Raw genomic sequence first — 25,879 nt, 5'->3', positions numbered from 1 at the left:
GGATGGGCGTCAATGAATCGGTGCCCCCGCCTCACACCCTGGCCGCCGGGCGCCTCGGCGGCATGTCCATCGCGTTCCTCGCCATCGCCGCCGTCACTCCGCTCTCCGTCGTCGCGATGGTCGTGCCCCTGGCCTACGCGGACGGCGGCCCGCTCGCGCTGCCGCTGCTCTTCCTCGGCCTGGGGCTGCTCCTGCTGGTCTTCGCGACCGGCTACGTCGCGATGTCCCGGCGGATGCCGCACGCCGGCGCGCTGTACTGCTTCATCGCCCGGGGGCTGGGCCGCCCGCTCGGTATCGGCGCCGCCTGGCTCGCCCTGCTCGCGTACACCGCGCTCCAGGCCGGCCTGTACGCCCTGGCCGGCGCGGCCGTCGAGCCACCGGCCGCGGTGCCGTGGTGGGCGGTGGCGCTCGGCTGCTGGGCCGTCGTCGCGCTGTGCGGCCTGCTACGGGTGACGGTGACCGCCCGGCTGCTCCTCGTACTGGTGCCGGCGGAGGCCGCGGTGATCCTGGGCTACAGCCTCGCCGACGTGACGCAACCCGCCGGCGGGCGGCTGACCTGGGCGGCGTGGGATCCCGCGAACCTGTCCGGGCTGCCGCGCCCGGCGCTCGGCATCCTCCTGGTCCTCGTCGCGCTCGCCTTCGCCGGCTTCGAGACCACCGCCGCGTACGCGGAGGAGGCGCGCGGCCCGCGCCGGGCGATCGCCCGCGCCACCTACCTGTCCATCGTGGTGCTCGCGGTCCTGTTCGCCGCGGCGAGCTGGGCGATGACCGTGGCCACCGGGCCCGACCGGATCGGTGCCGAGGCCGGTGCGCGCGGGCCGGAGCTGATGTTCGACCTGGCGGCGGCCCGGCTCGCACCCTGGGCGGTGACGCTCGGCCGGGTCGTGCTGGTGGCCGGGCTGCTCGCGGCGATGATCGCCCTGCACCAGACGGTCTCCCGCTACCTGTTCGCGCTCGGCCGCGAGCGGGTGCTGCCGCCCGGGCTGGGCCGCACCGGGCTGCGCACCTCGGCGCCGGGTGCCGCCTCGCTGACGCAGACCGTCGTCGTCGGCCTCGTGATCGGCGGTGGCGCGCTGGCGGGCGCCGACCCGGCCACGGCGGCCCGCGTGCTCGGCGTCGGCGGCGGCCTGTGTGTCCTGCTGCTGCTGATCGGCGCCTCGCTGGCGGCGCTGATGTATCTCAACCGCCATCCGAACGGCGAGGGGGTGGCGACCCGGCTGCTGGCGCCGGGCCTGTCGACCGTGGCGCTCGGCGCGCTCGCGTATCTCGCCTTCGCCGACCTGCCGGCGCTGCTGGGCGTGCCGGACCGGGTGGTGCTGCCCGCGGTGGCCGGCGGCACGGTCCTGCTCGGTGTCGTCTACGGCCTGGTGCTGCGCGGCGCCGCGCCGGTGACCTACGCGAGCATCGGGCTGGGCGGCGCCGCGGTCGTGGTGACGCCGTCGGTCGCGGTGGTGCGGCCGGTACCCCGTCAGCGTCAGCCCGGTGCGCACCGGCCCGAGCGGGTCAACCGCGAGGAGCTCACCGGATAGGCGGCGCCTCGTCGCCGAAGAACTCCTCGATCTGGATGAGCGTCAGGTAGCCCTGCGGCTCGACCGCGCCCGCCTCCGCCGGCGGCGCCTTGCGGGTCACGGCGAACTCGCGGGCCTGGTCCGGCAGGTCGGGCAGGTGCGGCATCGGCGGCAGCGCGCCAAGGCCGATCGCCTCGCGGATCACCTCGAACATGCCGGTCACCTCGTGCACCGCGAGCGGGAACAGCTCGGCCGGGCGGCGGCCGCCGGCCTCCGGGGCTGCACAGGTGAAGTTCGCCCGGACCTTGCCGGCGACCCGGCGGATGTCCGCGCTCGGCCGCAGGTGGTCCACGTGCCCCTCGGCGACTATTCCGAGCTCGCACTCCGCCGTACCGGACCGCTGCCACCAGCGCCGCCAGGCCGGGTCGTCGTCCAGGGCCAGCACGACGTGCTGTAGGGCGACCATGTACGCCTGCGGCGAGCGGTCGTCCACGGTGGTCCCCATGAGCGGGTGCAGCCAGCATGGCTCTCGACCCCGGAAGTCCATCACCGCATCGTTACATTTCGGGCATGTGTCGCCCGCGCATTGCCGCTCCGCGCGTACGGGTGGTCGTGCGCCGCCCCGGGCCGGCTTTACACCTGGTCGCGGCGGTCCGGGGCCCGACCCGCCTCCTCTTTCGTGGTAACCCCCGGGCGTCAAGGGCTGTTGAACAGCCGTCCGCACCGGAGCATATGGGGCGAATACCGACGAAGGGCTGTGCATGAGAACACTTCTGGCGACTGCCGCCACGATCGTGCTGGCGGGGTGCGGCGCGACCGCCGCGTACGGAGCCGAGGCCGTGCCGCCGCGCGGTAAGCCCGGATACAAACCCGCCATCGCCTGGCGCACCTGCGGTGACACCGCCCTCCAGTCCCGGACGGCCGAGTGCGGCTTCCTGACCGTGCCGATGGACTACGCGGACCCGGCCGGCAAGACGATCAAACTGGCGGTCTCGCGCATCAAGCACTCGGTGCCGGACGACAAGTACCAGGGCGTCATGCTGATCAACCCGGGCGGCCCCGGCGCGTCCGGGGTGAACCTGTCGGTGCTCGGCGAGAACGTGCCGAACAAGGCCGGCGCCGCATACGACTGGATCGGCTTCGACCCCCGCGGGGTCGGCTCCAGCCAGCCGAAGCTGAGCTGCGACAGCAAGTACCAGGGCTACAACCGGCCGGCCTACCTGCCCAGCACGCCGGAGCTGGAGCGGACCTGGCTCAAGCGGGCGCGGGACTACGCCGCGGCCTGCGCCAGGAGCGGCGGCGCGCTCCTCGATCACCTGCGCACCGTCGACACCGTGCGGGACATGGAGAGCCTGCGCACCGCGCTCGGCGCTGAGCAGATCAACTTCTACGGCTACTCGTACGGGACCTACATCGGCCAGGTGTACGCGACCCAGTATCCCCAGCGGGTCCGCCGCATGGTGCTCGACGGCGTCGTGAACCCGGAGCGGATCTGGTACGACTCCAACCTCGACCAGGACATCGCCTTCGACCGCAACATCAAGATCTACTTCAAGTGGCTCGCCGAGCACGACGAGGCGTACCACCTCGGCAAGACCGGCGCGAAGGTCGAGAAGCTCTTCTACGCCGAGCAGGCGAGGCTGGCGAAGATGCCGGCCGGCGGGGTCATCGGACCGGACGAGCTGACGGACGTGTTCCTCCAGGCGGGCTACTACGTCTTCGGCTGGGACTCGGTGGGGTCGGCGTTCTCGAGCTGGGTCAAGCGGAAGGACCCGGCGCCGCTGCAGGCGCTCTTCGACGCGAGCAACCCGCAGGCGGAGGGCTCCGACAACGGGTACGCGATCTACCTCGGCGTGCAGTGCACCGACAAGCAGTGGCCGCAGTCGTGGGACAAGTGGCGCACGGACAACTGGCGGGTGCACAAGATCGCGCCGTTCGAGACCTGGGGCAACGCCTGGTACAACGCGCCGTGCCTGACCTGGGCCGGAAAGGCCGGCAAGCCGGTACGGGTCGACGGCAGGAAGGTCCCGCCGATCCTGCTGATCAGCGAGACCCTTGACGCCGCGACCCCGTTCTCGGGCAGCCTCGCGGTCCGCAAGATCTTCCCCCGCGCGGCCCTGATCGAGGGCGTCGGCGGCACGACGCACGCCGGCTCGCTCTTCGGCAACGCCTGCATCGACAACTCGGTCGCCGACTACCTTGCGACGGGCGAGCTGCCGAGGCGCGTGAAGGCGAACCGCGCGGACAAGCGCTGCAAGGCCATGCAGCCGCCGGACCCGTCGGCGAGCAAGGCGGAGAGCGCGGCGAGCGTGAACCTGAGCCGCATGGAGCTGCAGAAGCAGATCGGCGCGCACTGAGGCGACGAGCCGGCGCACCCGCGTGGTGCGCCGGCTCGCCGCTGTTTCGAGGCTCACATCCCCGCACCGGCCGCCCGGGGCATCCGGCCCGGTAGTCTTCGCGGTGCGAAGGGGAGTAGCTCCCAATGTCGTGGTCGACATACTGGCCCTGCGGTTCGGGGCCCGGCCACGCGGCCTCGATTCCGAGGCGAGCGAGACCTTCGACTTGGCCACAATTCTGGCCGGGTCGAGGTCGCCCTGCGCCCAAACTCCCGGTCTGACCTGCACCGGGAGTCACCATGGAAGCTTTCCTCGCCGCCACCGCGCTCAGTTTCGCGGTCATCTTCGTGGCGGAGCTGGGCGACAAGTCGCAGCTCATGGCGATGACGTTCGCCACCCGCTTCAAGCCCCTACCGGTCCTGATCGGCATCACGGTCGCCACCGCGGTCGTGCACGCCGTCTCCGTCGGCATCGGCTACGGCCTCGGCGCCGCCCTGCCCACCGGCTGGATCTCGCTGGCTGCCGGCCTCGCCTTCCTGGCCTTCGGCGCCTGGACGCTGCGCGGCGACCGGCTCACCGACGAGGAGAAGACCAAGGCGGAACGCTCGACCGGCTCGGCGATCCTCGCGGTCGGCGGCGCGTTCTTCCTTGCCGAACTCGGCGACAAGACCATGCTGGCGACGATCACGCTGGCCACCCAGCACGGCTGGTTCGGCACCTGGCTCGGCTCGACGATCGGCATGGTCGCCGCCGACGCCCTCGCCATCGTCGTCGGCCGCCTGCTCGGCCGGCACCTGCCGGAGCGGGTAATCAGGTACGGCGCCGCCGCGCTGTTCGTTATGTTCGGCGTCTGGCTGCTCGTGGAAGCCGTCATGGAGCTCAACTAGCAGGGAGTGACCGTGCTGCAATACCGGGCCGAGTTCGACGCCACCGTGACGTTCAGCAACGGCGGCGGCCTGCAGGCGCAGGGCTTCCGGGTGGACGTGCCGAGCGCCGACACGACCGAGGCGGAGATCTCCGCGCTGTTCCTGGCCGCCTGCCGCCTGCTGCTCGTCGACACCGTGGCCCTGAGCGGCGTGCGGATCTTCGCCGATCCGCACCTGGGCACGCCGGGCGGGCCGTCCGAGCCCGGCCGGCGGTGGATCGAGCTCAGCCACGTCATCTCCGCGGGCATGACCACCTACCCCGGGCTGCCCGGACCCGAGATCACGCCGCACCTGACCCGCGAGGCCTCGCGCGGTGTCTACGCACCCGGCACCGAGTTCGCGATCGACCGGATCACCATGGTCGGCAACACCGGCACCTATCTGGACAGCCCGTTCCACCGCTACGGCGACGGCACCGACCTGGCCGGCATTCCGCTGGAGCGGCTCGTCGACCTGCCCGCGGTCGTCGTCCGCACGATCGGCGGCGGCGCCCGCGGCGTCGACGTTCCCGCGCTGGAGGGCCGGAGCGTCGCCGGCCGCGCGGTCCTGCTGCACACCGGCGGCGACGCGCACTGGGCCACGCCGGGATACGCGGTCGACGCGCCCTACCTGACCGGCGCGGGTGCGCAGTGGCTGATCGACAACGGCGCCGCGCTGGTCGGCATCGACGCGGTGAACATCGACGACACCGGCCCGGACGCGGCCGGCGCCCGGCCCGCGCACACGCTGCTGCTCGGCGCCGGCATCCCGATCGTCGAGCACCTGACGGGCCTGGCGAACCTGCCGCCGGCCGGCGGCAGGTTCACCGCGGCGCCGCCGCGGGTGGCCGCGTTCGGGACGTTCCCGGTCCGGGCGTACGCGTCGGTCCCCGCGACCGAGCCGCACGGCCCGGTGCCCGGCGGGCGGCTGCCGGCCTCGGGCGCCTGACGCCAGGCGGCAGCGGCGGCGGGGCTCCTCCTCGCGGGTGGGATTCGGGAAAACGGCTCATGAAGGCTGCGACCGTGCCGATGATGACCGTGTGAGCTTCAATCCCGGAGGACGTCGATGAACGACCTGGAGCCGGGACCGCTGAGGGTGCAGAGGCCCGGTGCGCCCGGACTGACCACGCCGACCGAGATCGGTGTGGCGCGGGCCGCCGCGTTGTTCGAGCGCGTCGACCCCGCGGCCGCCGCGGCGCACCTGGAGCCCGTCCTCGCCGCCGACCCCGATTCCGCGGCCGGCTGGATCCTGCTGGCCCGCATCCGGCTCGTCCTGGATGAGGTGGACAAGGCGCTGGACGCCGCCAACCGGGCCATCGTCCTCGCGCCGGAGGATCCCCGCCCGCTCGCGATCGCCAGCCGCGCGCTCACCCTGCTCGGCCGGCACGAGGAGGCGGTCACGATGGCCTACCGGGCGGTCATCGTCGAGCCGAAGAACCCGCTCTGGCACGACCGCGTCGCCTGGTCGCTGCTCGCCGCCGACCGCCAGTACGCGGACGCCGAGCAGGCCGCCCGCACGGCCGTCGGCCTCGAGCCGAACGAGGCGCACTACTACTTCACCCACGGCGTCACGCTGGACGCGCTCGGCCACGCCGATCAGGCACGCCAGGCGTTCCTGCTCTCGCTGCGGCTCGAGCCGGAGAACCCGGTCGCGCAGCACCGGCTCGCCGTCCTGAACGGGGAGACCGTGCGCCCGCCGGAGAAGCGCAAGCGCGGCTGGAAGCTCTTCGGCAAGCGCGACGCCGACGCCGCCGGGCCGGCCCGCCCGGAGGAGTACCTGCCCTGAGCGGTCACCCGGACCGCCCGCGCGGTGATCACCGGGTGTAGGCCAGCAGGTCGAGATCCTTGAGCTTCGACGGCTCCCGGGCCTGCACCAGCAGCGTGAAGTCCGGGGAGAACAGCCAGAGCCGGGTCCTGCCGTTCTTCTTCGAGCGGACCAGCAGGTTGCCGTCCGGGTCGAAGACCGCGCCGATGATCTTGCCGCTCACCGGCAGGTCGACGATGTCGCCGGTCACCGTGTCCACGATCGCGTCGGCGGGCGCCTCGTCCGGCTCGGCCGCCGCGGCCGGCCCGAGCTGCACGGCGACCAGGTCGCCGGTCGCGTCGACGCTGACCGGGCGGCACGCGGCCCGCCCGTCCGTCTTGCTCTGATCCGGCACGGGCGTGCCGGATCGCGCGGTGGTGCCGGCGGCCACCTCGAGGCCGCAGTTCGGCGTCGCGTAGACGAGCGTGGTGCCGTCGCCCGACCAGCGGAAGTGCCGGCCCTCGAGGCCCTCGGCGAGCGGATCGAGCCGGCCGGTCGCCACGTCGAGCACGCCGGGGTCGGCCGCGTCGATGAGCAGCCGCCCGCCGTCCGGTGACCACGCGGGCGCCTGCTCGGCGGAGGCCGTGCCCGCATAGACCTGCCGGGCGTCCTCCCCGCCGGTCTCCGCCACCATCAGCGCCCCGTCGGTCACGTAGGCGATCCGGGAGCCGTCCGGGGAGACGCCGGCCGCGGAGTTCGACGCCGACAGCACGGTCGACGGGTTACCCGCGCCGGTCAGCCGGACCAGGCGCCCGTCGTCCTCGGCGTCGGCGTAGAAGATCTGGCCGGGCACGTCGACGAGCGCGGTGGACCGCGGACTCGAACTGGAGCTCCGTGGGCGTGGCCGGTCCGGCCGGGAGGTTCCGCCGACGGCCTCTCCCGGCCCGGTGGTCGGCGTCGGAGCCGTCGGTATCACCGGCGCGGGTGCCGAGGGTCCGGCCGGGCCGGCCGCGGCCGGTGGCGCCGGCTCGGCGCCCTTCGGCAGCTGCCACAGGCCGCTGCCGAGCAGGGCCAGCGCGACGACGGCCGCGGCGGTGCCGATCGCGGCCTCCCGCCGGCCGATCCGGCGCGACCGGTCGAGCGAACGCTCGTAGAGGTCGGCGGGTACCACCACGTCGGCCAGGTCGCGCAGCTCCTCGCGCAACGGATCGGGCGCGGTCATCGGCCGCCCTCCCGTGCGTCGGCGAGCGCCCGCAGGTCGGGCACGAGCAGGCGCAGCCGGTCAAGGGCGCGGCCGCACTGCGTCTTGACGGTGCTGACCGAGACGCCGAGCATCTGCGCGGCCTCCACCTCGGTGTGGTCCTCGAAGTAGCGCAGCACGATCACCGCGCGCTGCTTCGGGCTCAGCGCGAGCAGGGCGCGTTGCAGGGTGATCCGGCGTACCGCGGCCTCGGCGGGGTCGTCGATGCTGCCGCCGTGCCGCTCCAGGCCGTCTCCGGGCAGCGCCTCGGCGACCTTCGGCCGCCGCCAGATGGAGACCTGGGCGTGATACATGACCTTGCGGGCGTACGCCTCGGCGTTGCTCGGCCGTTCGAGCCGCGACCAGGCCCGATGCGTGCGCGCCAGGGCCTCCTGCACGAGGTCCTCGGCGAGGTGCTGGTCGCCGGTCAGCAGGTAGGCCGAGCGCAGCAGGGCGTGGGAACGCTCACGAACAAAGGCCGCATAGGCGAAGTCGCGAGCGTCATCCATTCCCGGCTGTCCGATCGGCGTACGGAAAGAGCCGTGAGCGTACATGTCGCGGTCAATCACCGCCGCTGTGGTCACGGGCTGCTCGTCTCCGCCGATTACCGAGTGGGGCGTCAGCCGGTGCCCCCCGTAACTATCGGCACCGGCTGCCGCCGTACTCAGTCATTGACGCGAATGCCTCCAAGATCGGGTGACGGTCCTTTCGGCTGATTCCCCGATGGTCCGAACGGCCGCCGTGATCCGGAACGCGTCCGGCCCCGCGTCGCGCGTTTCGGGCGGGCCGGCGCGACGGCGTGCTCAGGCGTTGACAGTAGGTGATCTCGTCGGTACAACGATTCCACTGTGCACACTCATCCCGATGGGGCCGGTGACTGAATTGCTGCGCGGCCTCGGCGTGAGCGCGGGCACGGCCACCGGGCCCGCGTACCGGCTGCCCGGCCCGCCCCGGCTGCCCCCGCCGCGGCCGGTGACCGACCCGGACCGCGAGCGGGACCGCGCCCTCGCCGCGCTCGCCGCCGTCGGGGAGGACCTCGGCCGCCGCGCGGCGGCGGCCGCCGATGCGACCTCCGGTGAGATCCTGCGTGCGCAGGCCGCGCTGGCCGGCGACCGCGCCCTGAGCGTTGGCGTGGCGAGGGCGGTGCACGCCGGGCACGAGGCGCCGCACGCGGTCGCCGCGGTGCTCGCCGAGTACCGCTCCAACCTGCTTGCGGCCGGCGGGCGGCTGGCCGCGCGCGCCGCCGACCTGGACGACCTGCGCGACCGGGTCGTCGCGCACTGCCTGGGCCTGCCGATGCCGGCGCTGCCCCGGCCGGGATGCCCGTTCGTGCTGGTCGCGGTCGAGCTGGCCCCGGTCGACGCGGCGCTGCTCGACCCGGCGCAGGTGCTCGCCGTTGTCACCTCGGCGGGCAGCTTCGTCAGCCACACCTCGATCCTGGCCCGGGTACGCGGGTTGCCGGCGGTGGTCGCCTGCGGTGGCGCGCTGGAGATCCCGGACGGCACGGTGGTCACCGTCGACGGCACCACCGGCCGGGTCAACCTCGGAGCGGCCGGCGAGGAAGCGGAGGTGCCCGCGCCCCGCGCGGCGCCCGCCGGGGACCACCTCGGGCGGACCTCCGACGGGCATCGGGTGGCCTTGCTTGCCAACATCGGCCGCGCCGCCGAGCTCGGCGGCGCGGCCGTCGAGGGCATCGGGCTGTTCCGCACCGAGCTGCTGTTCCAGCACCACGTCGACCCGCCGACGATGGCCGAGCAGGTGGGCGCGTACGCGGAGGTCTTCGCCGCGATGCCGGACCGCCAGGTCATCGTCCGCACCCTCGACGCCGGTTCGGACAAGCCGCTGCCGTTCCTGCGCGAGCACGACGAGCCGAATCCGGCCTTGGGCATCCGCGGGCTGCGCGTGGCCCGCCGCCGCGGCGACATCCTCCGGACCCAGATCGCGGCGATCGCCGAGGCGGCCCGGCGGCACACGGCCCGGGTGGCCGTCATGGCGCCGATGGTCACGACCGTCGCGGAGGCCGCCGAGTTCACCGCGCTCTGCCGCGACGCCGGGCTGTCCACGGTCGGCGTGATGATCGAGGTGCCGGCCGCCGCCGTCCGCGCCGCGGAGATCCTCCAGGCGGTCGACTTCCTCAGCGTCGGCACCAACGACCTGAGCCAGTACACGTTCGCGGCCGACCGGCGCAGCGGCGAGCTGGCCGACCTGCTGGACCCGTGGCAGCCGGCGCTGCTGTCGCTGATCGCCCTCTGCGCGGCGGCGGGCGCGGCCGTCGGCCGCCCGGTCGGGGTCTGCGGCGAGGCGGCGGCGGATCCCGCCTTCGCGGTGGTGCTGACCGGCCTCGGCGTGACCAGCCTGTCGATGTCACCCGGTGCGATACCGGCGGTCCGGGCGGCGCTGGCGGCGCACACGGTCGACGAGTGCCGGGCCGCGGCGCAGCGGGCGCTCGCCGCCGGTGACCCGGCGGCGGCCCGGGCCGCGGTCACCCGCGTCTGAGCGGTCGCTCACAGCAAGCATTCAGTGTGACTTGTTAGCTTCTGCCCCGAACTGACTGTCCTTAGGGGGATCTCGTGGGCTTCAAGAAGATGCTCGGCGCGTTCGGCGTCGGCGGCCCGAGTGTCGACACGGTGCTGTCCGATTCGCACACCCGGCCCGGCGCGCCGCTGGTGGGGCACGTGAATCTGGTCGGCGGCAGCCACGATGTCGACATCGAACACATCGCGCTGGGGCTGGTCACCCGGGTCGAGGTCGAGGGCGGCGAGGGCGAGTACGGCGCCACCGGCGAGTTCCACCGGGTGCAGGTCGGCGGGTCGATGCGGCTCGCGGAGAAGCAGGAGATCTCCCTGCCGTTCCAGCTCGTCATGCCGTGGGAGACGCCGATCACCGCCGTGCAGGGCCGGCACCTGCGCGGCATGACGATGGGCGTACGCACCGAGGTGGCCATCGCCCGCGCCATCGACAAGGGCGACCTGGACCCGGTCGCCGTGCACCCGCTGCCGATCCAGGAGCGGATCCTCGATGCCTTCGCCCGGCTGGGCTTCGGTTTCAAGAACGCCGACCTGGAGTACGGCCGGATCGCCGGCGTGCACCAGACGCTGCCGTTCTACCAGGAGATCGAGTACTTCCCGCCGGCCCAGTACGCGCACGCCGTCAACGAGGTCGAGCTGACGTTCGTCGCCAACCCGGCGACGGTCGAGGTGGTGCTGGAGTTCGACAAGCGCGGCGACATGTTCGGCCGCGGCCACGACTCGTTCGGCCGCTACACGGTCCCGCACGCCGACGCGGACACCGCCGACTGGGCGCAGGTCGTGGACGGCTGGGTCCGCGAGGCCATCGCGCACCGGCAGAGCTACGGCCACCCGGTGCACGGCGGCCACGGCCACGGCCGGGGACACGGTTCGGGCATGGGCGGGCTCGTCGCCGGCGTCGCGGGCGGGATGGCCGCCGGCTACCTGGCCGGCGAGGTCATGGAGGAGGCCTTCGAGGACTTCAGCGGCGACGAGTAGCACGCGGTCGTTACGCCCGGCCGAGGGGCCGGGCGGATTCACGCGAAGGGAGGATTAGGCCGAATGGGCGCCCATGATCAACCGACCCTCGTAGTCGATTGCGGGTACCTAGAAAACGTTCACAAGTGATAATTCGGACATGTCATTTCGTCGTCCAGTCGTCTCCGCGATCGTCGCCGGGACGTTCATATGCATCTTTCACGGCCCCGCGGTGGCCCACCCGCAGACCGAGACCCGGCCCGCCGACGCGGTGGTGGCAGCACACGCCGCGGCGGCCCGGGCGGCCGGCATCGGCGCGGGGAGGATCGTCGCCCTGTACGCCTTCGACGGTGGACGGTCCAGTTTGATCGCCGATGACTCCGGCAACGGTCACACGCTGAGGCTGGTCGCCGGCAACGGCGGCCGGGTCCTCGCCGTCCAGCACGGCAGCGGCGGCGCCGTGCGGTTCCCGGCCAAGTGCACGACCGGGGCGTGCCCGCACGCCGCGCTCCAGAGCCCGAGCGCCGCCAACCTCAACCCCGGCACCCAGCCGATCTCGTACGGCGCCATGGTGCTGCTCTCCCGCGGCCAGACCTCCAAGGGCCAGAACATCATCCAGAAGGGCTACTCGGCGACCAGCAGCCAGTACAAGCTCCAGGTCGACGGCGCCGCCGGGCGGGCGAGCTGCGTCCTGGTCGGCGCGCGCCCGGGAATCAGGCTCGTCACCAGCTCGATAGCGGTGGCCGACGGCAGCTGGCACACCATCGAGTGCCGCCGCCGGGCCGGGTCCCTGAGCGTGCTCGTCGACGGCGTGGTCCGCGGCAACCGGGCGATCTCCCAGCGGCTCTCGGTCAGCAACAACCGGCCGCTGAGCCTCGGCGGCAAGGGCGCCTACTCGGACAACGACCAGTTCCAGGGCATCCTCGACAACGTCTGGGTGCGCATCGGTTAGCCGTCGCTGAGGCCGGCCCGCATCGCGGCGACAAGCTGCGCGTCCGCGGTGTCGCCCGACAACTCCCACGCGAAGGCGCCGCCGAGGGCCCTGCTCCTGGCGTACGCCATCTTGGTCCTGATGGTGTCGGGGGTGTCGTAGCCCCACCACTGGCCGCCGCAGTGCGCGAAGGCCGTGCCCCCGGCGCTACCGGTGGGCGGGCAGGTGTGGCGCAGCACGGCGTAGTCCTCGATGCCCTTCTCGAAACTGCCAGGCGCCGGCCCGGTCGCACTGCCGCCCGGGCCGGCCACGCTGACCCCGCTCCAGCCGCGGCCGTAGAAGCCCACCCCGAGCAGCACCTTCTCCGCCGGAACGCCGAGCCCGAGCAGCGCGGTGATCGCGGCGTCGGTCGTCGCGGCGGCGCGCGGGATGCCCGGGTACGCGGTCAGCGGCGAGTGCGGCGCCGTCGGCCCGGTGCCGTTGCCGGTGCCGAAGAAGTCGTAGGTCATCGCGTTGAGCCAGCTCGCGGGCCGCGCGGCCGCCGCGTAGTCGGTGGCCTTCAGCTTGCCGAGGTCGCCCGGCACTGCGGCGGTGATCAGCGCGTCCGGCCCGAACGCGGCGCGCAACGCGGTGAGCAGGGCCGGCAGGGCGCCGGGCCCGCTGGCGTCGCAGACCTGCCCGCAGGCGTTCGGGTACTCCCAGTCGATGTCGATGCCGTCGAAGACGCCGGCCCAGCGGGGGTCGCCGAGCAGCCGGCGGCAGGAGGCGGCGAAGCCGTCCGGGTCCCGCGCGGCCTCGGCGAAGCCCTTGGAGCCGGTCCAGCCGCCGAACGACCAGATCACCCTGAGGCCCGGGTGGGCGGTCTTGAGCTTGCGGAGCTGGCCGAAGTTGCCGCGCAGCCCGGTGCCGGGGGTGTCGGCGACCCCGTCCGTGCTGTCCGCGGCGGCGATCGGCTTCTGGTAGTCGGCCCAGCCGTCCCTTGTGGCGCACCGGCCGCCGTCGACCTTGCCGAACGCGTACACCAGGTGGGTGAGCCGGCCGGCGGCGCCGCTGGCGTCGACGTTGCGTACCTGGAAGTTGCGCCCGTAAACGCCCCAGTCGGTGAAGTAGCCGACCACGCGCCTCTCGCCGGCCGGCGCGGCCGCGTGCGGCGACCCGGCCGGTGGCGGTGCGGCGGACGGCGACGAGTCGCAGGCGCCGGCCAGCAGCAGCACGGCTGACAGAACGACGGGTACGACCCGCATGCGGGCCTCCCCGGTCCGATCGCCGAGCCACGAACCTATCGCGCCGGCGTCGGCGAGGGCGCCTGCGTTAGCCCGATCGTGTAGTCCTCGATCGTGTAGCACGACTCGTCGTCGACGGCGCTCAGCGAGTGGTCGATGACGATCTTCGTGGGGTGCGCGTCGGAGAGGTCCCGCTCGACCTCGACCACGGCCGCGCCCTCGCGGCGGGCGGTCTCGGCCTCCTCCTCGAGCTGCTTGAGGGTGGGCACCAGGTCGGCAATGCGCAGCATCAGCGCGCGGCGGGCGGCGTCGTCGAGGCCGACGGACTTCACCACCTTGTCGTCCACGACAGTGACCTGGAAGCGGCCGATCAGCGCTCGTTCGCCGCAGTCGGACGCGAGGGTGAAGCCGTACTTGGCCGGCACCGTCCAGGTGGTCGGGGCCTCCTCCATCACGCTGGGCTCCGTGCCGGCGCAGCCACCGGAGAGGGCGAGCAGCAGAATGCCGGGCAGAACGGTCCTGGGTCGCACGAGGCCCTCCACGGAGTCGACGGTATCGGGTCCGACGCGGTCGGCGGGGTGCCGGTTCCGCCGCGGCGGTGACGGCGTCGGCCGCCTCGGGAGCGCGGGCGTGCCCGGCTGTGCGATCGTTTTCCGGTGGCCGTAAGCACTGGGGGCAGCCCACGTGATCCTGTGCCGGTCCCGGTCGTCCGGGATCGCCGGAGTGCGCTGCGTGCGGTCTTCGCCTGGCCGCGGGTCGTCGACCGGTCCCGCGCGGTCATCCGCAGCGCGGCGACCACGTTCTTCGTCCTGAGCTTCACCCTGTGGCTGATGCCCGGCGTACGCAGCACCGACGTGCTGGACACGATGGGCCTGGTGGTGCTCGTCGCCGCCGTCGGCGCGGTGCTGCGGCCCCTGCTGCTGGCCGGCGTCGTCGCGCTCGGCGGCTGGGGCGCGATGCTGCTCGGCGTGGTCGCCCAGATCATCGTGATGGTGGTGGCGCTGGAGCTGGATCCGTCGAAACGGCTCAGCGGCTGGCCGACCGTCGGTTTCGCGGCGCTGCTGGCCGTCGTGTGCGCGGCGATCCTGGACTGGATGTTCGACAGCGGCACCGAGGACACGTTCGTCAAGGAGGCGCGGCGGCTGATGCGCGGCATCCGCCGGCGCAAGGCCCGGCAGGCCGGCGGTCGCCTGATCACGCTGCGCCGGCCGGCGCCGGGCCAGGAGCCGGGCCTGCTGATGGTGCAGCTCGACGGGGTCAGCGAGCCGGTGCTGCGCTGGGCGGTGCGCGCCGGCAACCTGCCGACCATCGGGCGGTGGCTGCGCGCGGGCACGCACACGATGCGCGGCTGGCACACCGGCCTGCCGTCGACGACGCCCGCCTCGCAGGCCGGCATCCTGCACGGCGCGTCCCAGCAGATTCCCGGCTTCCGCTGGTACGAGAAGGAGACCGGCCGGCTGATCGTGTCGAACCGGCCCCGCGACGCGGCGATGATCGAGCGGCGCTTCTCCGACGGCGACGGCCTGCTGCGCGACGGCGGCGTCAGCATCGGCAACGCGTTCTCCGGTGACGCGGTGACCCGCCTGCTCACCGTCAGCCACGCGGCCCTGCCCGGTCGCTCGGCCCGCGGCTGGGCGGCGTTCATGGCCAGCCCGTTCGGCTTCACCCGGGCGCTGGTGCTCGGCGTCGGCGAGGTCATCACCGAGCTGCACCAGGCCCGGCTGCAGCGCCGCCGCAACCTGCAACCCCGGGTCAGCCGGTCCGGCGCGTTCCTGGCGCTGCGGCCCGCCTCGATGCTGCTTCGCGACGTGAACATCTCGCTGATCGCCGAGCAGATGGCCCGCGGCGCCCCGGCCGTCTACTGCGACCTGGTCGACTACGACGAGGTGGCGCACCACGCCGGCCCGGCCCGGCCCGAGTCGATGCGGCAGCTGGAGAGCCTGGACCGGATGCTCGGGGTGCTCGAGCGCCTGGCGCCGGAGGCCGGCCGCCGCTACCGCATCGTGATCCTCTCCGACCACGGGCAGAGCCAGGGCGCCACGTTCCGGCAGCGGCACGGCGAGACCCTCGACGAGGTGGTCGAGCGCTTCTCCGTGCCGGACCGGGCGGACGCGCCGGCGGCGCCCGCCGAGGAGCCGGGCGCCGAGCCGGACTTCCCCGCCACGCCGGTGGCCCCGCTGCTCGTCGTCTCTTCGGGCAACCTGGCGCTGATCTACCTGACCCGTTTTCCCGAGCGGCTCGACCGGTCCCGGATCGACCGGGAGTACCCGCAGCTCGTCTCCGGGCTGGCGAAGCACCCCGGCATCGGCCTGGTCGTCGTGGACGACGACGGGCCGGTGGCCGTCGGCGCGGCGGGCAGCCACCGGCTCGCCGACGGCACGGTCGAGGGGGTGGATCCGCTGCTGCCGTACGGGCCGCACGCCCGCGCCGACCTGCTGCGGCACCAGCGGGCCGCGCACATCGGCGACCTGGTGCTGATCAGCTCGGTTGACCCGGTGACCGACGAGGTGGCGGCGTTCGAGGAGCTGGTCGGCTCGCACGGCGGACTCGGCGGCTGGCAGACCGACGCGATGATCGTGCACCCGGCCGACTGGCAGATCACCCACGGCGACCTGGACGGACCGGACGCCGTGCACCGCCAACTGGTCGAGTGGCTCGAACTCCTCGGCGTACGCAAGAGGCCCCCTGCCGAGGACGAGGTATACCTGATGGCCGCGCCCTCATGACCACGGTTGTCACGTTGGGGGTGCTGGCCGTTGATGGGCGGCCGGTGCGGGGTGAGCGGCTGGGCGCGCTGGTTCGGGAGCTGGTCGGGGCGCGGGGGCGGGCCGTCTCCACGGTGGCGCTGGTCGAGGCGGTCTGGCGCGGCGACCCGCCGGACGACGCCGCGGGCGCGCTACAGGCCCTGGTGTCCCGGGTCCGGCGGCTGGGTCTCGCGGTGGAGGCGGTTCCCGGTGGCTACCGGATCCCCGCCGACCGGGTGGACGTCGACACGGTGGCCGTCGGCGGCCTGATCGAGCGGGCGCGTGCGGCGCTGCGGGCCGGCGACGCCGAGGCCGCGCGCTCGGCCGCCGACGCGGCCCGTGCCCGGTTCCCGGAGATTCCCGACCTGGCCGAGGGCGCGCGGCTCTTCGCAGACGTCGCCGCGCTGCGGGCCGAGGCCGCGCTGGCCGGGGCCGGTGCCGGTGCGTACGGCGAGGCCGATCTGCGCCGGCTCGCCGCGCACACGCCACCGGACGAGCCGGCCGCCGCGCTGCTCGTGCGGCTGCTCGCGGCGCAGGGTCGCGGCGCCGAGGCCCTCGACCTGTTCGAGCGGTTGCGGTCCGAGCTGGCCGACCGCTACGGCGCGGATCCGTCCCCGGCGCTCGCCGAGGCGCATCTCGCCCTGCTGCGCGGCGAGCTTCGGCCCGCGCCCGCGCCCGGGCCCGCGCCGCGCCGGTCGGCCGCCGCGCTGCCGCGCGCCTGGCGGCGACCGGCGGGTGCGCTGGTCGGGCGGGAGGGCGACGTCTCGGCCGTGACCGCCGCGCTCGCCGAGGCGCCCCTGGTGACGATCGTCGCGTCCGGCGGCGCGGGCAAGACCCGGCTCGCCGCTGAGGTCGCGCGGCGCGCGAACGGCGCGGTGCGGGTCATCGAGCTGGCCGGCGTGCGCTCGCCGGCGGGGGTGCTGCCCGCGGTCGTCGCCGCGCTCGGCGGCGCCGAGACGGAGGCCGCCGCCGGGCTGGGCCTGGAGCGGCGCGTGCTGACCCCGCGGGAGCGGCTGCGAGCGGTCGCGCCGGAACTGGACGGGCTCGTGGTGCTGGACAACTGCGAGCACGTCCTGGACGCCGCCGCGGACGTGGTCGCCGATCTGCTCGCCGCGGCCGCGCCCGAGGTCGCCGTCCTGGCCACGAGCCGGGCACCGCTCGGGCTGGCCGGTGAGGCGGTGCACCGGCTGACGGCGCTGCCCGATCACGAGGCGCTCGCCCTGCTGGAGGCCCGGGCCCGGTCCGGCGGCGCGGTGCCGACCTGGGACACCGGGCGTGCCCTCGCGCTCTGCCACCGGCTGGACAACCTGCCGCTGGCCCTTGAGCTGGCCGCGGCGCGGCTGCGGTGCATGCCGATCGACGACGTCCTGGCCGGGCTCAGCGACCGGTTCGCGTTGCTCGACGACGCCCTGCGCGGGCTGCCGGAGCGGCACGCGAGCCTGTGGGCGATGGTCGACTGGAGCAGCCGGCTGCTCGCCGACGGCGATCGGGAGCTGCTGCACCGCCTCGCGGTCATTCCGGCGCCGTTCACCGCGGACCTCGCCGCCGCGGTCGCGGGGGTGCCGGACGTCCGGCGCGGGCTGGCCGTCCTGGTCGAGCAGTCGCTGCTGAGCATCGAGGGCGACGGCGGCCCACCGCGCTACCGGATGCTCGAGACCGTCCGGGAGTTCGGCGAGGCCCGGCTGGACGCGTCCGGCGGCCGCGGGCCGGCCTCGGACGGCCTGGTGGGCTGGGCGCGGGTGGAGGCGGTCGGGCTCGCCGGGCGGTTCGTCGGCGCCGACCAGCTCGGCACGTTCGCCCGCTGCACCGCCGAGCAGGAGAACCTGCTGGCCGGCCTGCGCTGGGCGATCGCCGGCGACGACGAGGCGGCCGGTATCGACATCACCGTTGCGCTGTTCCACCTGTGGACCGTCCGCGGGCTGCACGTCGAGGTGACCACGTGGGCCGCCGCCCAGCTGCACGCCGACGACTCGCGGGCGCGGCTCCGCTCCGGGATCATGACCGGCGCCGCCGCCGGGCGCACCCTGCCTGACGCCGACCGGCTCGCCTGGTGGTGCCTGCTGGTCGGGGTGAACGCCGGCATCACCGGGCCGCTGCGGGTCGCGGTCCTCGCGCGCCGGGCGCTGGGCGTGCTCCTGTCCGAGCGGCCCGGCGAGGTCTCCTCGCGGGTGAAGGTGCTCGCGCTTGCCGTGCCCGCCTTCGACCGGATCCGGCCGGAGACCAGCCTGGCGGGCGCCGAGGAGCTGATCGCGTACCCGGATCCGTACGTGCAGGGCTTCGGCCTGTTCCTGCGGGCGGCGCTGCGGGAGAGCGGCGGGCTGCCCGGTACCTCCGTCGCCGACGCCGAGCTGGCGTACCGGCGCTTCGAACAGGCTGGTGACCACTGGGGGATGGCGATGGCCGCCCAGATCGTCGGGCACACCGTCGGCTCCCGCGGCGAGGGGCAGGCCACCGAGTGGCTGGCCCGCAGCGTGCGGCACATGGAGCTGGTGGGTGCCACGCAGGACGCGCACTCGATCGGGGTGCTGCTGGACGTGCGGCGGACGCTCGACGGCGATCCGGTCGCCGAGCGGCGGCTGCGCGAACTGGTGGCGTCCGCACCGACCGCTGACGACGACGCCGTGCACGCCTGCCTGGGCCTGGCCCACCTGGCCTGGCGGCGTGGAAACTACGACGAGGCGCTCGAATTCGCCGACGCCGTGGACCGGACCGCCGGCCTGTTCGAGGAGCATCTGCCGCGCCGGCGGGTCGCGTTTCGGGTCGGCGTCGCGATCCTGCACCTGTGGGTGGGCGAGGCCCGGCCGGCGGCCCGGGCGGCGGCATCGGCCCGGGCGGCCGCCTCGCTGACGCTCGCGCGGGACGCGGCCCTGTCCGCACACGGGGAGAGTCCGCTGCTCGGGGCGTGGGCGCTCGGGGGTGCCGAGCTCGCGACGTTCCACGGCGACGACGCGAGCGCCCGCGAGCTGTGGATGCTGGGCATCCGGGCGGGCGCGGACGCCGGCATGGTCTTCCCGTACGGCGAGGGCGCCCGGCTGGCCGCCGCCCTCGGCACCGAGGAGCAGCGCCGGGAACTGCTCGCGGCCGGCCAGTACCGGACGGCGGCGGCCATCAGCTCCCGCATCCGGGAACTGATGGCCGGCCTCGTTTAGCTCAGACCTTCTTCCGGTACGCCCGCAGCGCCAGCGGCATGAACACCACGACGAAGAGCGCGGACCAGGCCAGCGTCCACCACACGTGGTTGTCGAGGGGCGTGCCGAGGAACAGGCCACGCATCGCTCCGACCAGGTGCGTCAGCGGGTTCACCTTGACGAAGCCCTGCATCCAGCCGGGCAGCGTGTCGGTGTTGACGAAGACGTTGGAGGCGAAGCTCAGCGGCATGATCGCGGCGAACATAATGCCCTGCACCGCGCCCGGGGTGCGCACCTTCATCGAGACGAAGACCGGCAGCCAGCTCAGGCAGAGCGCGAACAGCACCGCCAGGCCGCAGCCCGCGAGCGCGCTCAGCGGATCGGTCGTGATCCGGAAGCCCATCACGTAGCCGATCGCCAGCGTGGAGACGGTGACGATCACGTACCGCACGATGTCGCCGAGCACCGCGCCGAGCAGCGGCGCCGAGCGCGGCACCGGCAGCGACCGGAACCGGTCGAAGATGCCCTTCGCGATGTCGGTGTTGAGGTTGACGCCGATCGCGATGCAGCCCGTCGCGATGGTCTGCGCGAGGATGCCCGGCAGCAGGAACTGCAGGTACTCCTCGGTGGATCCGGCGACCGCGCCGCCGAAGATGTACACGAAGATGACCAGGAACAGCACGGGCTGAAGCGTCACGTCGATGAGCGCCTCGGGCGTACGCGCGGTCTTGATCAGGCTGCGCTTGGCGAGCGCGAGCGAGTGCCGCACGAGCCGGAACGGGCGCGGGCTCGGTGCCACCTGCGTGGGCAGGACCGGGTTGCCGGTCCGGGGAGCGCCGATCGTCGTGGTCACGCCGCCACCTCTTCCTTGGTCGTGGTGTCGTCCTCGGCGGCGGTCCGCCCGGTGAGCGTGAAGAAGACCTCGTCGAGGCTCGGCAGGTGCAGGGCGAGCTCGGTGACGGCGACCCCGGCGGCGGCCAGCCGGGCGACGGCCTCGGTCATGGCCCGGTCGTCGGCGACCGGAACGGCGAGCATGCCCTTGCGGATCTCGTCGGCCTGCGCGCCCGAGGAGACCTCGGAGAGGATCGACGCGGTGAGCCGGAGCTGCTCCGGGTCGGACGGGCGGACCTCAAGGGTCTGGCCGCCGACGACCCGCTTGAGCCCCTCGGGGGTGTCGTGCGCGATGACCCGGCCGTGGTCGATCACGGTGATCTCGTCGGCGAGCGCGTCCGCCTCCTCCAGGTACTGGGTGGTCAGCAGCACGGTCGAGCCGCCCTTGACGAGCGTGCGGACGACCTCCCACATGTCCTCGCGCTTGGCGGGGTCGAGGCCGGTCGTCGGCTCGTCCAGGAAGATCACGTCGGGGGAGCCGACCAGGCTCGCGGCCAGGTCGAGGCGCCGGCGCATGCCGCCGGAGTAGGTCTTGGCCTGCCGCCCGGCCGCGTCGGTGAGGTCGAACCACTCGAGCAGCTCGGCGGCACGCCGGCGGGCGCCGGCCCGGCCCAGGTCCAGCAGGGTGCCGAAGAGCTCCAGGTTCTGCCGGCCGGTCAGGTCCTCGTCGACCGAGGCGTACTGGCCGGTGAGGCCGATCACCTGGCGGACCTTCTCGGCCTCGCGGACCACGTCGAAGCCGCTGATGCGCGCGCTGCCCGCGTCGGGGTTCAGCAGCGTGGAGAGGATGCGGACGGCGGTGGTCTTGCCGGCGCCGTTGGGGCCGAGCACGCCGAGCACGGTCCCCCGAGGCACGGCGAGATCGACGCCCTGTAGGGCCTTCGTCGACCCGAAGTGCTTGACGAGGCCCTCGGCCTCGATCACCAGATCAGCTGTCATGGGTGCCAGCGTGCCCGGGCCCGCTGACACGCCACCGACACGGCGCCTACATGGTCTTCCGCGCGGCCTGACGCTGGAGGACATTCCAGTACCTACCGGGCGCGACCCGGGCCAGCACGTCGGCGATCCTGGCCGCCCAGGTGATCACCAGCCGGGGCTTGCGTGCCCGCACCGCCGCGATGATCAGCTTCGCCGCCTCCTCGGGCGGCATGGTCAGCGAGGTGCGGGTGAACTCGGCGGCCCGGGCGGCCTGGCTGCCGTCGGTGTCGGGGCCGGACAGCCGGGCGCTGGTGGCGATGTTGGTCCGGATGCCGCCGGGGTGCACCACCGTGACGCCGACCGTACCGGCCAGCTCGTGCCGCAGCGCCTCGGAGAAGCCGCGGACGCCGTACTTGCTGGTGACGTAGGCGACCTGGGTGGGCGGTGCGATCAGGCCGAAGAGGCTGGAGATGTTGACGACGTGCGAGCCCGGGCGGCTCAGCAGCTGTGGCAGGAACGCCTTCGTCGTGCGGATCACCGCGTGCAGGTTGATCTCCAACAGCCAGTCGAAGTCGGCCATGCTGACCTCGTCGAAGGTTCCGCTCAGCGCCACGCCGGCGTTGTTGATCAGCAGGTCGGCGCCGCCGTGCAGTGCGGCGACCTCGGCGGCCAGGTCCAGCCGGTCCCCGCCGTCGGAGAGATCGACGACGTGGGTGCTCACCTGCTTGGCGCCGGACTCGCGGGCCTGCCCGGCGATCGTGGCGAGGCCCTCGGCGTCGCGGTCGACGAGGGCCAGAACGGCGCCGCGCCGGGCCAGGTCGAGCGTCAGGGCGGCGCCGATGCCGCTGGCCGCGCCCGTGACGACACAGGTGCGTCCGGCGAATGCGAAACGATTCACGATCATGCTCCTTCTGGACCGCGCGATCTCCGGGACGCTACCGGCCGGCCCGCGCGCCGTGAACCGTCAGGCCCGGACCTCCTGGCGATCGAGGGCGGCGGCCGCGCGGGCGCGGCGCCGGCGGATGTGGCGTATGTGCAGCCAGGCATAGCCGCCGACGGCGATCACCACCGCGGCTATCGCCCAGTACCGGTACTCGTGCGCCCGATCGATGATCTCCACCAGGTGGGTGCCCAGCAGGTACGAGACGGTCGTCCACCAGCCGACCCAGAGCGCGGCGCCGATCGTGTTGTAGATCAGGAAGGTCCGCCAGGGCATCGCGGTTATGCCGGCGATCACCCCGTTGAGCTGCCGCAGGCCGTCGATGAAGCGGGCGACCACCACGATCCGGTTGCCGCGCCGGGCGAAGAACCGCTCGGCGCGTTCCAGGCGTTCCGGGGTGATGAAGATGTACTTGCCGAAGCGGTGCACCGCCCGCCGGCCGCCGCGCACGCCGATCCAGTAGCCGATGTTGTCGCCGAGCACCGCCGCCACGAACGCGATCGCGGCGACGGCGAAGATGTCCATCCGCCCCCAGCTCGAGTAGATCGCCGCGGCGATCATGAGCGTCTGGCCCGGCGCGGGCACGCCGAAGCTCTCGACCCCGATGACGCCCGCCACGGCGAGGTAACCCCACTTGTCCAGGATGGGAGCCACGCTGTGCAGGAAGCTGGGTAGATCGTCCGCGGGGGGCATGGGCTGAGCGGTCTCCCGTCATCGGTGTCGGGACTCGCGCCCCCGACGTCACACGGTAACCACCTATCGGCAACGACGACACGGGGGTGAGCCCGACGATCCCTCGCCGGGGCACCCCCGGAACCCGCCCGGACGAGCACGCCCGTCAATTTTGCGGAGGCGCGTCTCCCGGACCGTTTCCCCAGGTCAGGCTCGGTGTGGTCGCCAGCGTGAAGCGGAGCCGCCCGCCCTTGGTGAGCACGCTCGCGGGCAGCCAACCCTTTGTTGTCTTTTTCCCGTTAAGAGTGAGTTTCCGTACGTAGACCGCCTTGTCATCGGTGCGCGGCGCGGCGATCGTCAGGTCCCTGCCACTCGCCAGGTGTACGACCGCGCGGGGGAAGAGCGGCGTGGTGAGCGCCAGCTCCGCGCGGGTCGGCACGGTCGGGTAGATCCCCAGCGCCGAGAAGACGTACCAGGCGCTCATCGTGCCCGCGTCGTCGTTGCCGGGTATGCCGCCGGTCCCGTTGCTCCACTTCCCGTCGATGATCGCCCGGACGGTCTCCTGCGTCCGGTACGCGGCGCCGAGGTAGTTGTAGAGGTACGGCGTCTGGATGTCGGGCTCGTTCGTCGCGTCGAACCTCGTGCTCTTGGTGGCGCTCAGGTCGAACGTGCCGTCCGGGTTGCGGAAGAACGCGTCGAGGCGCTCGAGCGCGACCTCGTTCCCGCCCATCGCCGCGGCCAGCCCGACCACGTCGGAGTAGACCATCCAGGTGTACTGCGCGCTGCTGCCCTCGACGAAGCCCGCGCCGGTCGAGGGGCTGAAGCCCTCGGCCCAGTGCCCGTCGGCGTACCGGTCGCGCATCCAGCCGACGTGGGCGCCGTCGGCCGGCACCGGGGTCGGCACGGCCGGGTCGGCCAGCTCCAGCTCGGCGAGCTGCACGATCGGCGCGCCGCCGTTCGCGGTGACGTCGAGCCGGTAGTCGCGGAACGGCCGCGGCTCGGCGACGGTGTACAGCCGGGTCTGTCCGCGTGCCTCGAACGTCTGCCCGGTCCGCGTGTCCAGGTCCGTCCAGGTGATGCCGTCGTCCGAGCCCTGCAACCGCCAGTCCTTCGGGTCCCGCGCCGGCACGTCGTTCGCGGAGGTCAGCGCGTACGTCTCGACCGTCAGCGGCGCGGACAGGCCGGCCCGGACCCAGCCGGTGGTGGCGAACGTGAGCCACTTCGTGCCCTTGTCGCCGTCGAAGGCCTGCGCCTTGCCCTCGCCGGGCGGGTTCTCGCCGCTCGCGGTGATCTCGGTGATCCGGTCGCGGATGTTGTGCTCCAGGCCCGGGTCGGCCCGGGCGGCGGGGTCGAAGACGTTGCGCCAGTTGTGCGAGCGGCGGAGGAACTCCGCGTGCTTCTCGTCCTCGCCGAGTGCCTTGGCCAGCTCGGCGATGCCGTAGTCGGCCGCCGCGTCCTCCAGGGTCTCGGCCGCGCCGCCCCAGCAGTGGCAGTCGTCGGCGGGCACGTAGCCCAGCGCCAGGTACTTGTCGAGGGAGGGCCGCTGGCCGACGCATTCGACGTTGCAGCCGGCGTCGCTGGAGTCGTTCTCCGTCGGCACGGTCGCCGCGCGCACCAGCGAGTCGAAGGCGCCCCGGACGTCGAAGTCGCGGGCGCCGAAGGCGTACATGCCGGCAACCGCGGCCGCCGACGGGTCGCCGGACATGACCGCGGTCTTGCCGTGTTGCAGCAGCCAGCGGTCCCATTCGCCGTCGCGCTGGGTGGCGTAGTTGAACAGGGACTGCGCGAAGTCGGCGGCCGTCTTCGGGTCGAGCAGGGCGAGCAGCTGCACCTGGGCCCGGTAGACGTCCCAGCCGGAGAACGTGCCGTACTGGGCCGCCTGCCGGGTGGCCAGGGTGTGTATCTCGTCGTCGGCGCCGTAGTAGCGGCCGTCGACGTCGCTGGTCAGGGTGGGTTCGAGCATGGCGTGGTACAGCGCGGTGTAGAACGTCGTCGTCTGGTCGTCGGTGCCGCCGCCGATACGGATCCGCTTGAGCCGGTGCGACCAGGCCCGGCGGGCGGCGGCCTTGATCGACTCGAAGGTTCGCCGGTCGGGCGACTCGCGCTCCAGGTTGGCCCGGGCGCCGTCCAGGCTCACGTACGAGATGGCGACGCGCATCCCGACGCTCGTCGTGCCGGGCGCGAACGACACGTAGCCGCCGGAGCCCCGGCCCGGGTTGGGCCGCCCGGTGGCGCTGTAGCCGCTGCCGCCCTCGGCGTCGGTGCCGCCCGGGTTCAGCGTCGCGTCCTTCCAGGTGCCGGTCGCGGCGAACGGCTGATCGAGCTTCGCGACGAAGTGCAGGGTGTAGTAGGCGTGCGAGTTGTCGGTGCTCTGCGGTCCGCAGAAGTTGCCGGCGCTCACCGAGCCGCTGACCGTCCGCGTCGCCGGGTCGAGGTGCACCGTCGCGGCCTCGCTGCCGGTCTCCGACATCGACGTGCGGAAGAGCAGGCCGGCCGGCTTGTCGGCGGGGAAGGTGAACCTGCCGAAGCCGGTGCGCGGCGTCACGGTCAGCTCGGCGCCGGCCCCGCTGTCCAGTCCGACCCGGTACCACCCGGGCTCGGCGGCCTCGTTGGCGTGCGAGAACGTGCTGGCGTAGACGGCGTCGGTGGCGTCAGCGGTCGGGGAGGTCGCGATGTCGCCGACGTGCGGCATGACCGGGATGTCGCCGTTCGCGCCCGAGCAGCCGACCCCGCTGAGGTGGGTCAGGCTGAGCCCGCGGATCCTGGTCGCCGTGTACTGGTAGCCGCCCGGCGCGGGCGTCGCGATCTGGTTGCCGCGCGAGGTCTGCGGGCTCCAGGCCAGCATCCCGAACGGGGTCACCGCGCCCGGGTAGGTGTTGCCCAGGTTCGTGGTGCCGATGAACGGGTTCACGTGCGCCGCGGGGTCCGCGACCAGCTCGGGCGGCGGCGCGGCCCGGGCGGCCGAGCCGATCGGCACGGCCAGGGCGACACCCATGAGCGCGGCAACGGTACGGAATCCGAGCATGCACTTCCCCCTGATGACATCGATGTCATTTCCCTGTCGAGGGGGAGCCTTTATCGACAGCCTCCGATATGTCAACCCTTCCGGCCGGACCTCGGACCGGTGTGGCGGCCCGTTCTTCCCGTTCGTACGGATCCGGCCGGGAGCGCCGATTGAACTACCTGCCGCCGAGATCCGTTCCTCTGTTGGGAAT

The 25,879-nt window shown here is 73.5% G+C and carries 20 protein-coding genes; 10 read left to right on the top strand and 10 right to left on the bottom strand.

Annotation, left to right across the window (positions count from 1 at the left end):
* The first annotated feature begins 20 nt into the window (after positions 1-20).
* Positions 21-1,529 carry an APC family permease gene (locus BJ971_RS36715; protein ID WP_239087664.1) on the top strand — a complete coding sequence of 503 codons (1,509 nt, stop codon included), beginning with the start codon at positions 21-23 and terminating at the stop codon, positions 1,527-1,529.
* Here BJ971_RS36715 and BJ971_RS36710 read toward each other — a convergent pair.
* Positions 1,519-2,013 (bottom strand): hypothetical protein, encoded by a 495-nt coding sequence (locus BJ971_RS36710; protein WP_239087663.1) that lies wholly within the window; start codon positions 2,011-2,013, stop codon positions 1,519-1,521. The genes BJ971_RS36715 and BJ971_RS36710 overlap by 11 nt on opposite strands.
* A 256-nt stretch (positions 2,014-2,269) precedes the next feature.
* On the opposite strand from BJ971_RS36710, the gene BJ971_RS36705 reads away from it, so the two are divergent.
* The 4 genes from BJ971_RS36705 (at position 2,270) to BJ971_RS36690 (ending at position 6,534) form a co-directional block, all read left to right on the top strand.
* Positions 2,270-3,865: an alpha/beta hydrolase gene (locus tag BJ971_RS36705; RefSeq protein WP_184997896.1), complete on the top strand. Its 1,596-nt coding sequence runs from the start codon at positions 2,270-2,272 to the stop codon at positions 3,863-3,865.
* Between the two features lie 278 nt (positions 3,866-4,143).
* Positions 4,144-4,731, top strand: a complete 588-nt coding sequence (locus BJ971_RS36700; protein ID WP_184997895.1) for a TMEM165/GDT1 family protein — start codon at positions 4,144-4,146, stop codon at positions 4,729-4,731.
* Positions 4,732-4,743: 12 nt separating this feature from the next.
* Positions 4,744-5,697, top strand: a complete 954-nt coding sequence (locus tag BJ971_RS36695; protein ID WP_184997894.1) for a cyclase family protein — start codon at positions 4,744-4,746, stop codon at positions 5,695-5,697.
* A 117-nt stretch (positions 5,698-5,814) separates the two neighbouring features.
* A complete protein-coding gene (locus tag BJ971_RS36690; protein WP_184997893.1) occupies positions 5,815-6,534 on the top strand; it encodes a tetratricopeptide repeat protein in 720 nt (239 codons plus the stop codon).
* Positions 6,535-6,562: 28 nt separating this feature from the next.
* Here the strand turns inward: BJ971_RS36690 and BJ971_RS36685 are convergent, their stop codons facing one another.
* Both BJ971_RS36685 and BJ971_RS36680 read right to left on the bottom strand, forming a co-directional pair.
* A complete protein-coding gene (locus BJ971_RS36685) occupies positions 6,563-7,714 on the bottom strand; it encodes a TolB family protein (protein WP_184997892.1) in 1,152 nt (383 codons plus the stop codon).
* The gene (locus tag BJ971_RS36680) at positions 7,711-8,241 is read right to left on the bottom strand and encodes a SigE family RNA polymerase sigma factor (RefSeq protein WP_184997891.1); all 531 of its coding nucleotides are present in this window, start codon (positions 8,239-8,241) and stop codon (positions 7,711-7,713) included. The genes BJ971_RS36685 and BJ971_RS36680 overlap by 4 nt, the downstream gene beginning before the upstream one ends.
* A gap of 364 nt (positions 8,242-8,605) precedes the next feature.
* Between BJ971_RS36680 and BJ971_RS36675 the strand changes: the two genes are divergently transcribed.
* The 3 genes from BJ971_RS36675 (at position 8,606) to BJ971_RS36665 (ending at position 12,169) form a co-directional block, all read left to right on the top strand.
* Entirely contained in the window at positions 8,606-10,228 is a 1,623-nt protein-coding gene (locus BJ971_RS36675) for a putative PEP-binding protein (protein WP_184997890.1), read from the top strand.
* 74 nt (positions 10,229-10,302) lie between these two features.
* Positions 10,303-11,238: a sporulation protein gene (locus BJ971_RS36670; RefSeq protein ID WP_184997889.1), complete on the top strand. Its 936-nt coding sequence runs from the start codon at positions 10,303-10,305 to the stop codon at positions 11,236-11,238.
* Positions 11,239-11,377: 139 nt separating this feature from the next.
* Positions 11,378-12,169, top strand: coding sequence for a LamG-like jellyroll fold domain-containing protein (locus tag BJ971_RS36665; RefSeq protein WP_184997888.1), 792 nt, complete (start codon positions 11,378-11,380; stop codon positions 12,167-12,169).
* Here the strand turns inward: BJ971_RS36665 and BJ971_RS36660 are convergent.
* The gene (locus tag BJ971_RS36660; RefSeq protein WP_184997887.1) at positions 12,166-13,392 is read right to left on the bottom strand and encodes a glycoside hydrolase family 18 protein; all 1,227 of its coding nucleotides are present in this window, start codon (positions 13,390-13,392) and stop codon (positions 12,166-12,168) included. The two genes, BJ971_RS36665 and BJ971_RS36660, sit on opposite strands and share 4 nt — an antisense overlap.
* 35 nt (positions 13,393-13,427) lie before the next feature.
* A complete protein-coding gene (locus BJ971_RS36655; RefSeq protein WP_203709501.1) occupies positions 13,428-13,901 on the bottom strand; it encodes a DUF6174 domain-containing protein in 474 nt (157 codons plus the stop codon).
* A 162-nt stretch (positions 13,902-14,063) separates the two neighbouring features.
* On the opposite strand from BJ971_RS36655, the gene BJ971_RS36650 reads away from it, so the two are divergent.
* Positions 14,064-16,097, top strand: coding sequence for an alkaline phosphatase family protein (locus BJ971_RS36650; protein ID WP_184997886.1), 2,034 nt, complete (start codon positions 14,064-14,066; stop codon positions 16,095-16,097).
* Positions 16,094-19,264 (top strand): ATP-binding protein, encoded by a 3,171-nt coding sequence (locus BJ971_RS36645; protein WP_184997885.1) that lies wholly within the window; start codon positions 16,094-16,096, stop codon positions 19,262-19,264. Before BJ971_RS36650 ends, BJ971_RS36645 begins: the two co-directional genes overlap by 4 nt.
* Before the next feature lies 1 nt (position 19,265).
* On the opposite strand, the gene BJ971_RS36640 is transcribed toward BJ971_RS36645, so the two are convergent.
* The 5 genes from BJ971_RS36640 to BJ971_RS36620 form a co-directional block, all read right to left on the bottom strand.
* Positions 19,266-20,096, bottom strand: a complete 831-nt coding sequence (locus BJ971_RS36640; RefSeq protein WP_184997884.1) for an ABC transporter permease — start codon at positions 20,094-20,096, stop codon at positions 19,266-19,268.
* Positions 20,093-21,073, bottom strand: a complete 981-nt coding sequence (locus tag BJ971_RS36635; RefSeq protein WP_184997883.1) for an ATP-binding cassette domain-containing protein — start codon at positions 21,071-21,073, stop codon at positions 20,093-20,095. Before BJ971_RS36635 ends, BJ971_RS36640 begins: the two co-directional genes overlap by 4 nt.
* Positions 21,074-21,119: 46 nt before the next feature.
* A complete protein-coding gene (locus BJ971_RS36630; RefSeq protein ID WP_184997882.1) occupies positions 21,120-21,950 on the bottom strand; it encodes an SDR family NAD(P)-dependent oxidoreductase in 831 nt (276 codons plus the stop codon).
* A 66-nt stretch (positions 21,951-22,016) separates the two neighbouring features.
* Complete coding sequence (locus tag BJ971_RS36625; protein ID WP_184997881.1) at positions 22,017-22,685, bottom strand: DedA family protein; 669 nt, start codon at positions 22,683-22,685, stop codon at positions 22,017-22,019.
* Between the two features lie 145 nt (positions 22,686-22,830).
* A complete protein-coding gene (locus BJ971_RS36620) occupies positions 22,831-25,689 on the bottom strand; it encodes a GH92 family glycosyl hydrolase (protein WP_184997880.1) in 2,859 nt (952 codons plus the stop codon).
* Positions 25,690-25,879: the final 190 nt, after the last annotated feature.

This window comes from Amorphoplanes digitatis, assembly GCF_014205335.1.
GTDB classification, from domain to species: Bacteria; Actinomycetota; Actinomycetes; order Mycobacteriales; family Micromonosporaceae; genus Actinoplanes; species Actinoplanes digitatus.
The sequence above is the reverse complement of the archived record's forward strand: the minus strand, read 5'-3'. Positions and strand labels throughout refer to the sequence as shown.

What these genes read in the sequence shown, in the direction of transcription:
- BJ971_RS36705 (WP_184997896.1), top strand. Translation starts at nt 2,270, where the DNA reads ATGAGAACACTTCTGGCGACTGCCGCCACGATCGTGCTGGCGGGGTGC.
- BJ971_RS36680 (WP_184997891.1), bottom strand. Translation starts at nt 8,241, where the DNA reads ATGGATGACGCTCGCGACTTCGCCTATGCGGCCTTTGTTCGTGAGCGT.
- BJ971_RS36660 (WP_184997887.1), bottom strand. Translation starts at nt 13,392, where the DNA reads ATGCGGGTCGTACCCGTCGTTCTGTCAGCCGTGCTGCTGCTGGCCGGC.
- BJ971_RS36690 (WP_184997893.1), top strand. Translation starts at nt 5,815, where the DNA reads ATGAACGACCTGGAGCCGGGACCGCTGAGGGTGCAGAGGCCCGGTGCG.
- BJ971_RS36645 (WP_184997885.1), top strand. Translation starts at nt 16,094, where the DNA reads ATGACCACGGTTGTCACGTTGGGGGTGCTGGCCGTTGATGGGCGGCCG.
- BJ971_RS36620 (WP_184997880.1), bottom strand. Translation starts at nt 25,689, where the DNA reads ATGCTCGGATTCCGTACCGTTGCCGCGCTCATGGGTGTCGCCCTGGCC.
- BJ971_RS36685 (WP_184997892.1), bottom strand. Translation starts at nt 7,714, where the DNA reads ATGACCGCGCCCGATCCGTTGCGCGAGGAGCTGCGCGACCTGGCCGAC.
- BJ971_RS36625 (WP_184997881.1), bottom strand. Translation starts at nt 22,685, where the DNA reads ATGCCCCCCGCGGACGATCTACCCAGCTTCCTGCACAGCGTGGCTCCC.
- BJ971_RS36700 (WP_184997895.1), top strand. Translation starts at nt 4,144, where the DNA reads ATGGAAGCTTTCCTCGCCGCCACCGCGCTCAGTTTCGCGGTCATCTTC.
- BJ971_RS36710 (WP_239087663.1), bottom strand. Translation starts at nt 2,013, where the DNA reads ATGGGGACCACCGTGGACGACCGCTCGCCGCAGGCGTACATGGTCGCC.
- BJ971_RS36665 (WP_184997888.1), top strand. Translation starts at nt 11,378, where the DNA reads ATGTCATTTCGTCGTCCAGTCGTCTCCGCGATCGTCGCCGGGACGTTC.
- BJ971_RS36635 (WP_184997883.1), bottom strand. Translation starts at nt 21,073, where the DNA reads ATGACAGCTGATCTGGTGATCGAGGCCGAGGGCCTCGTCAAGCACTTC.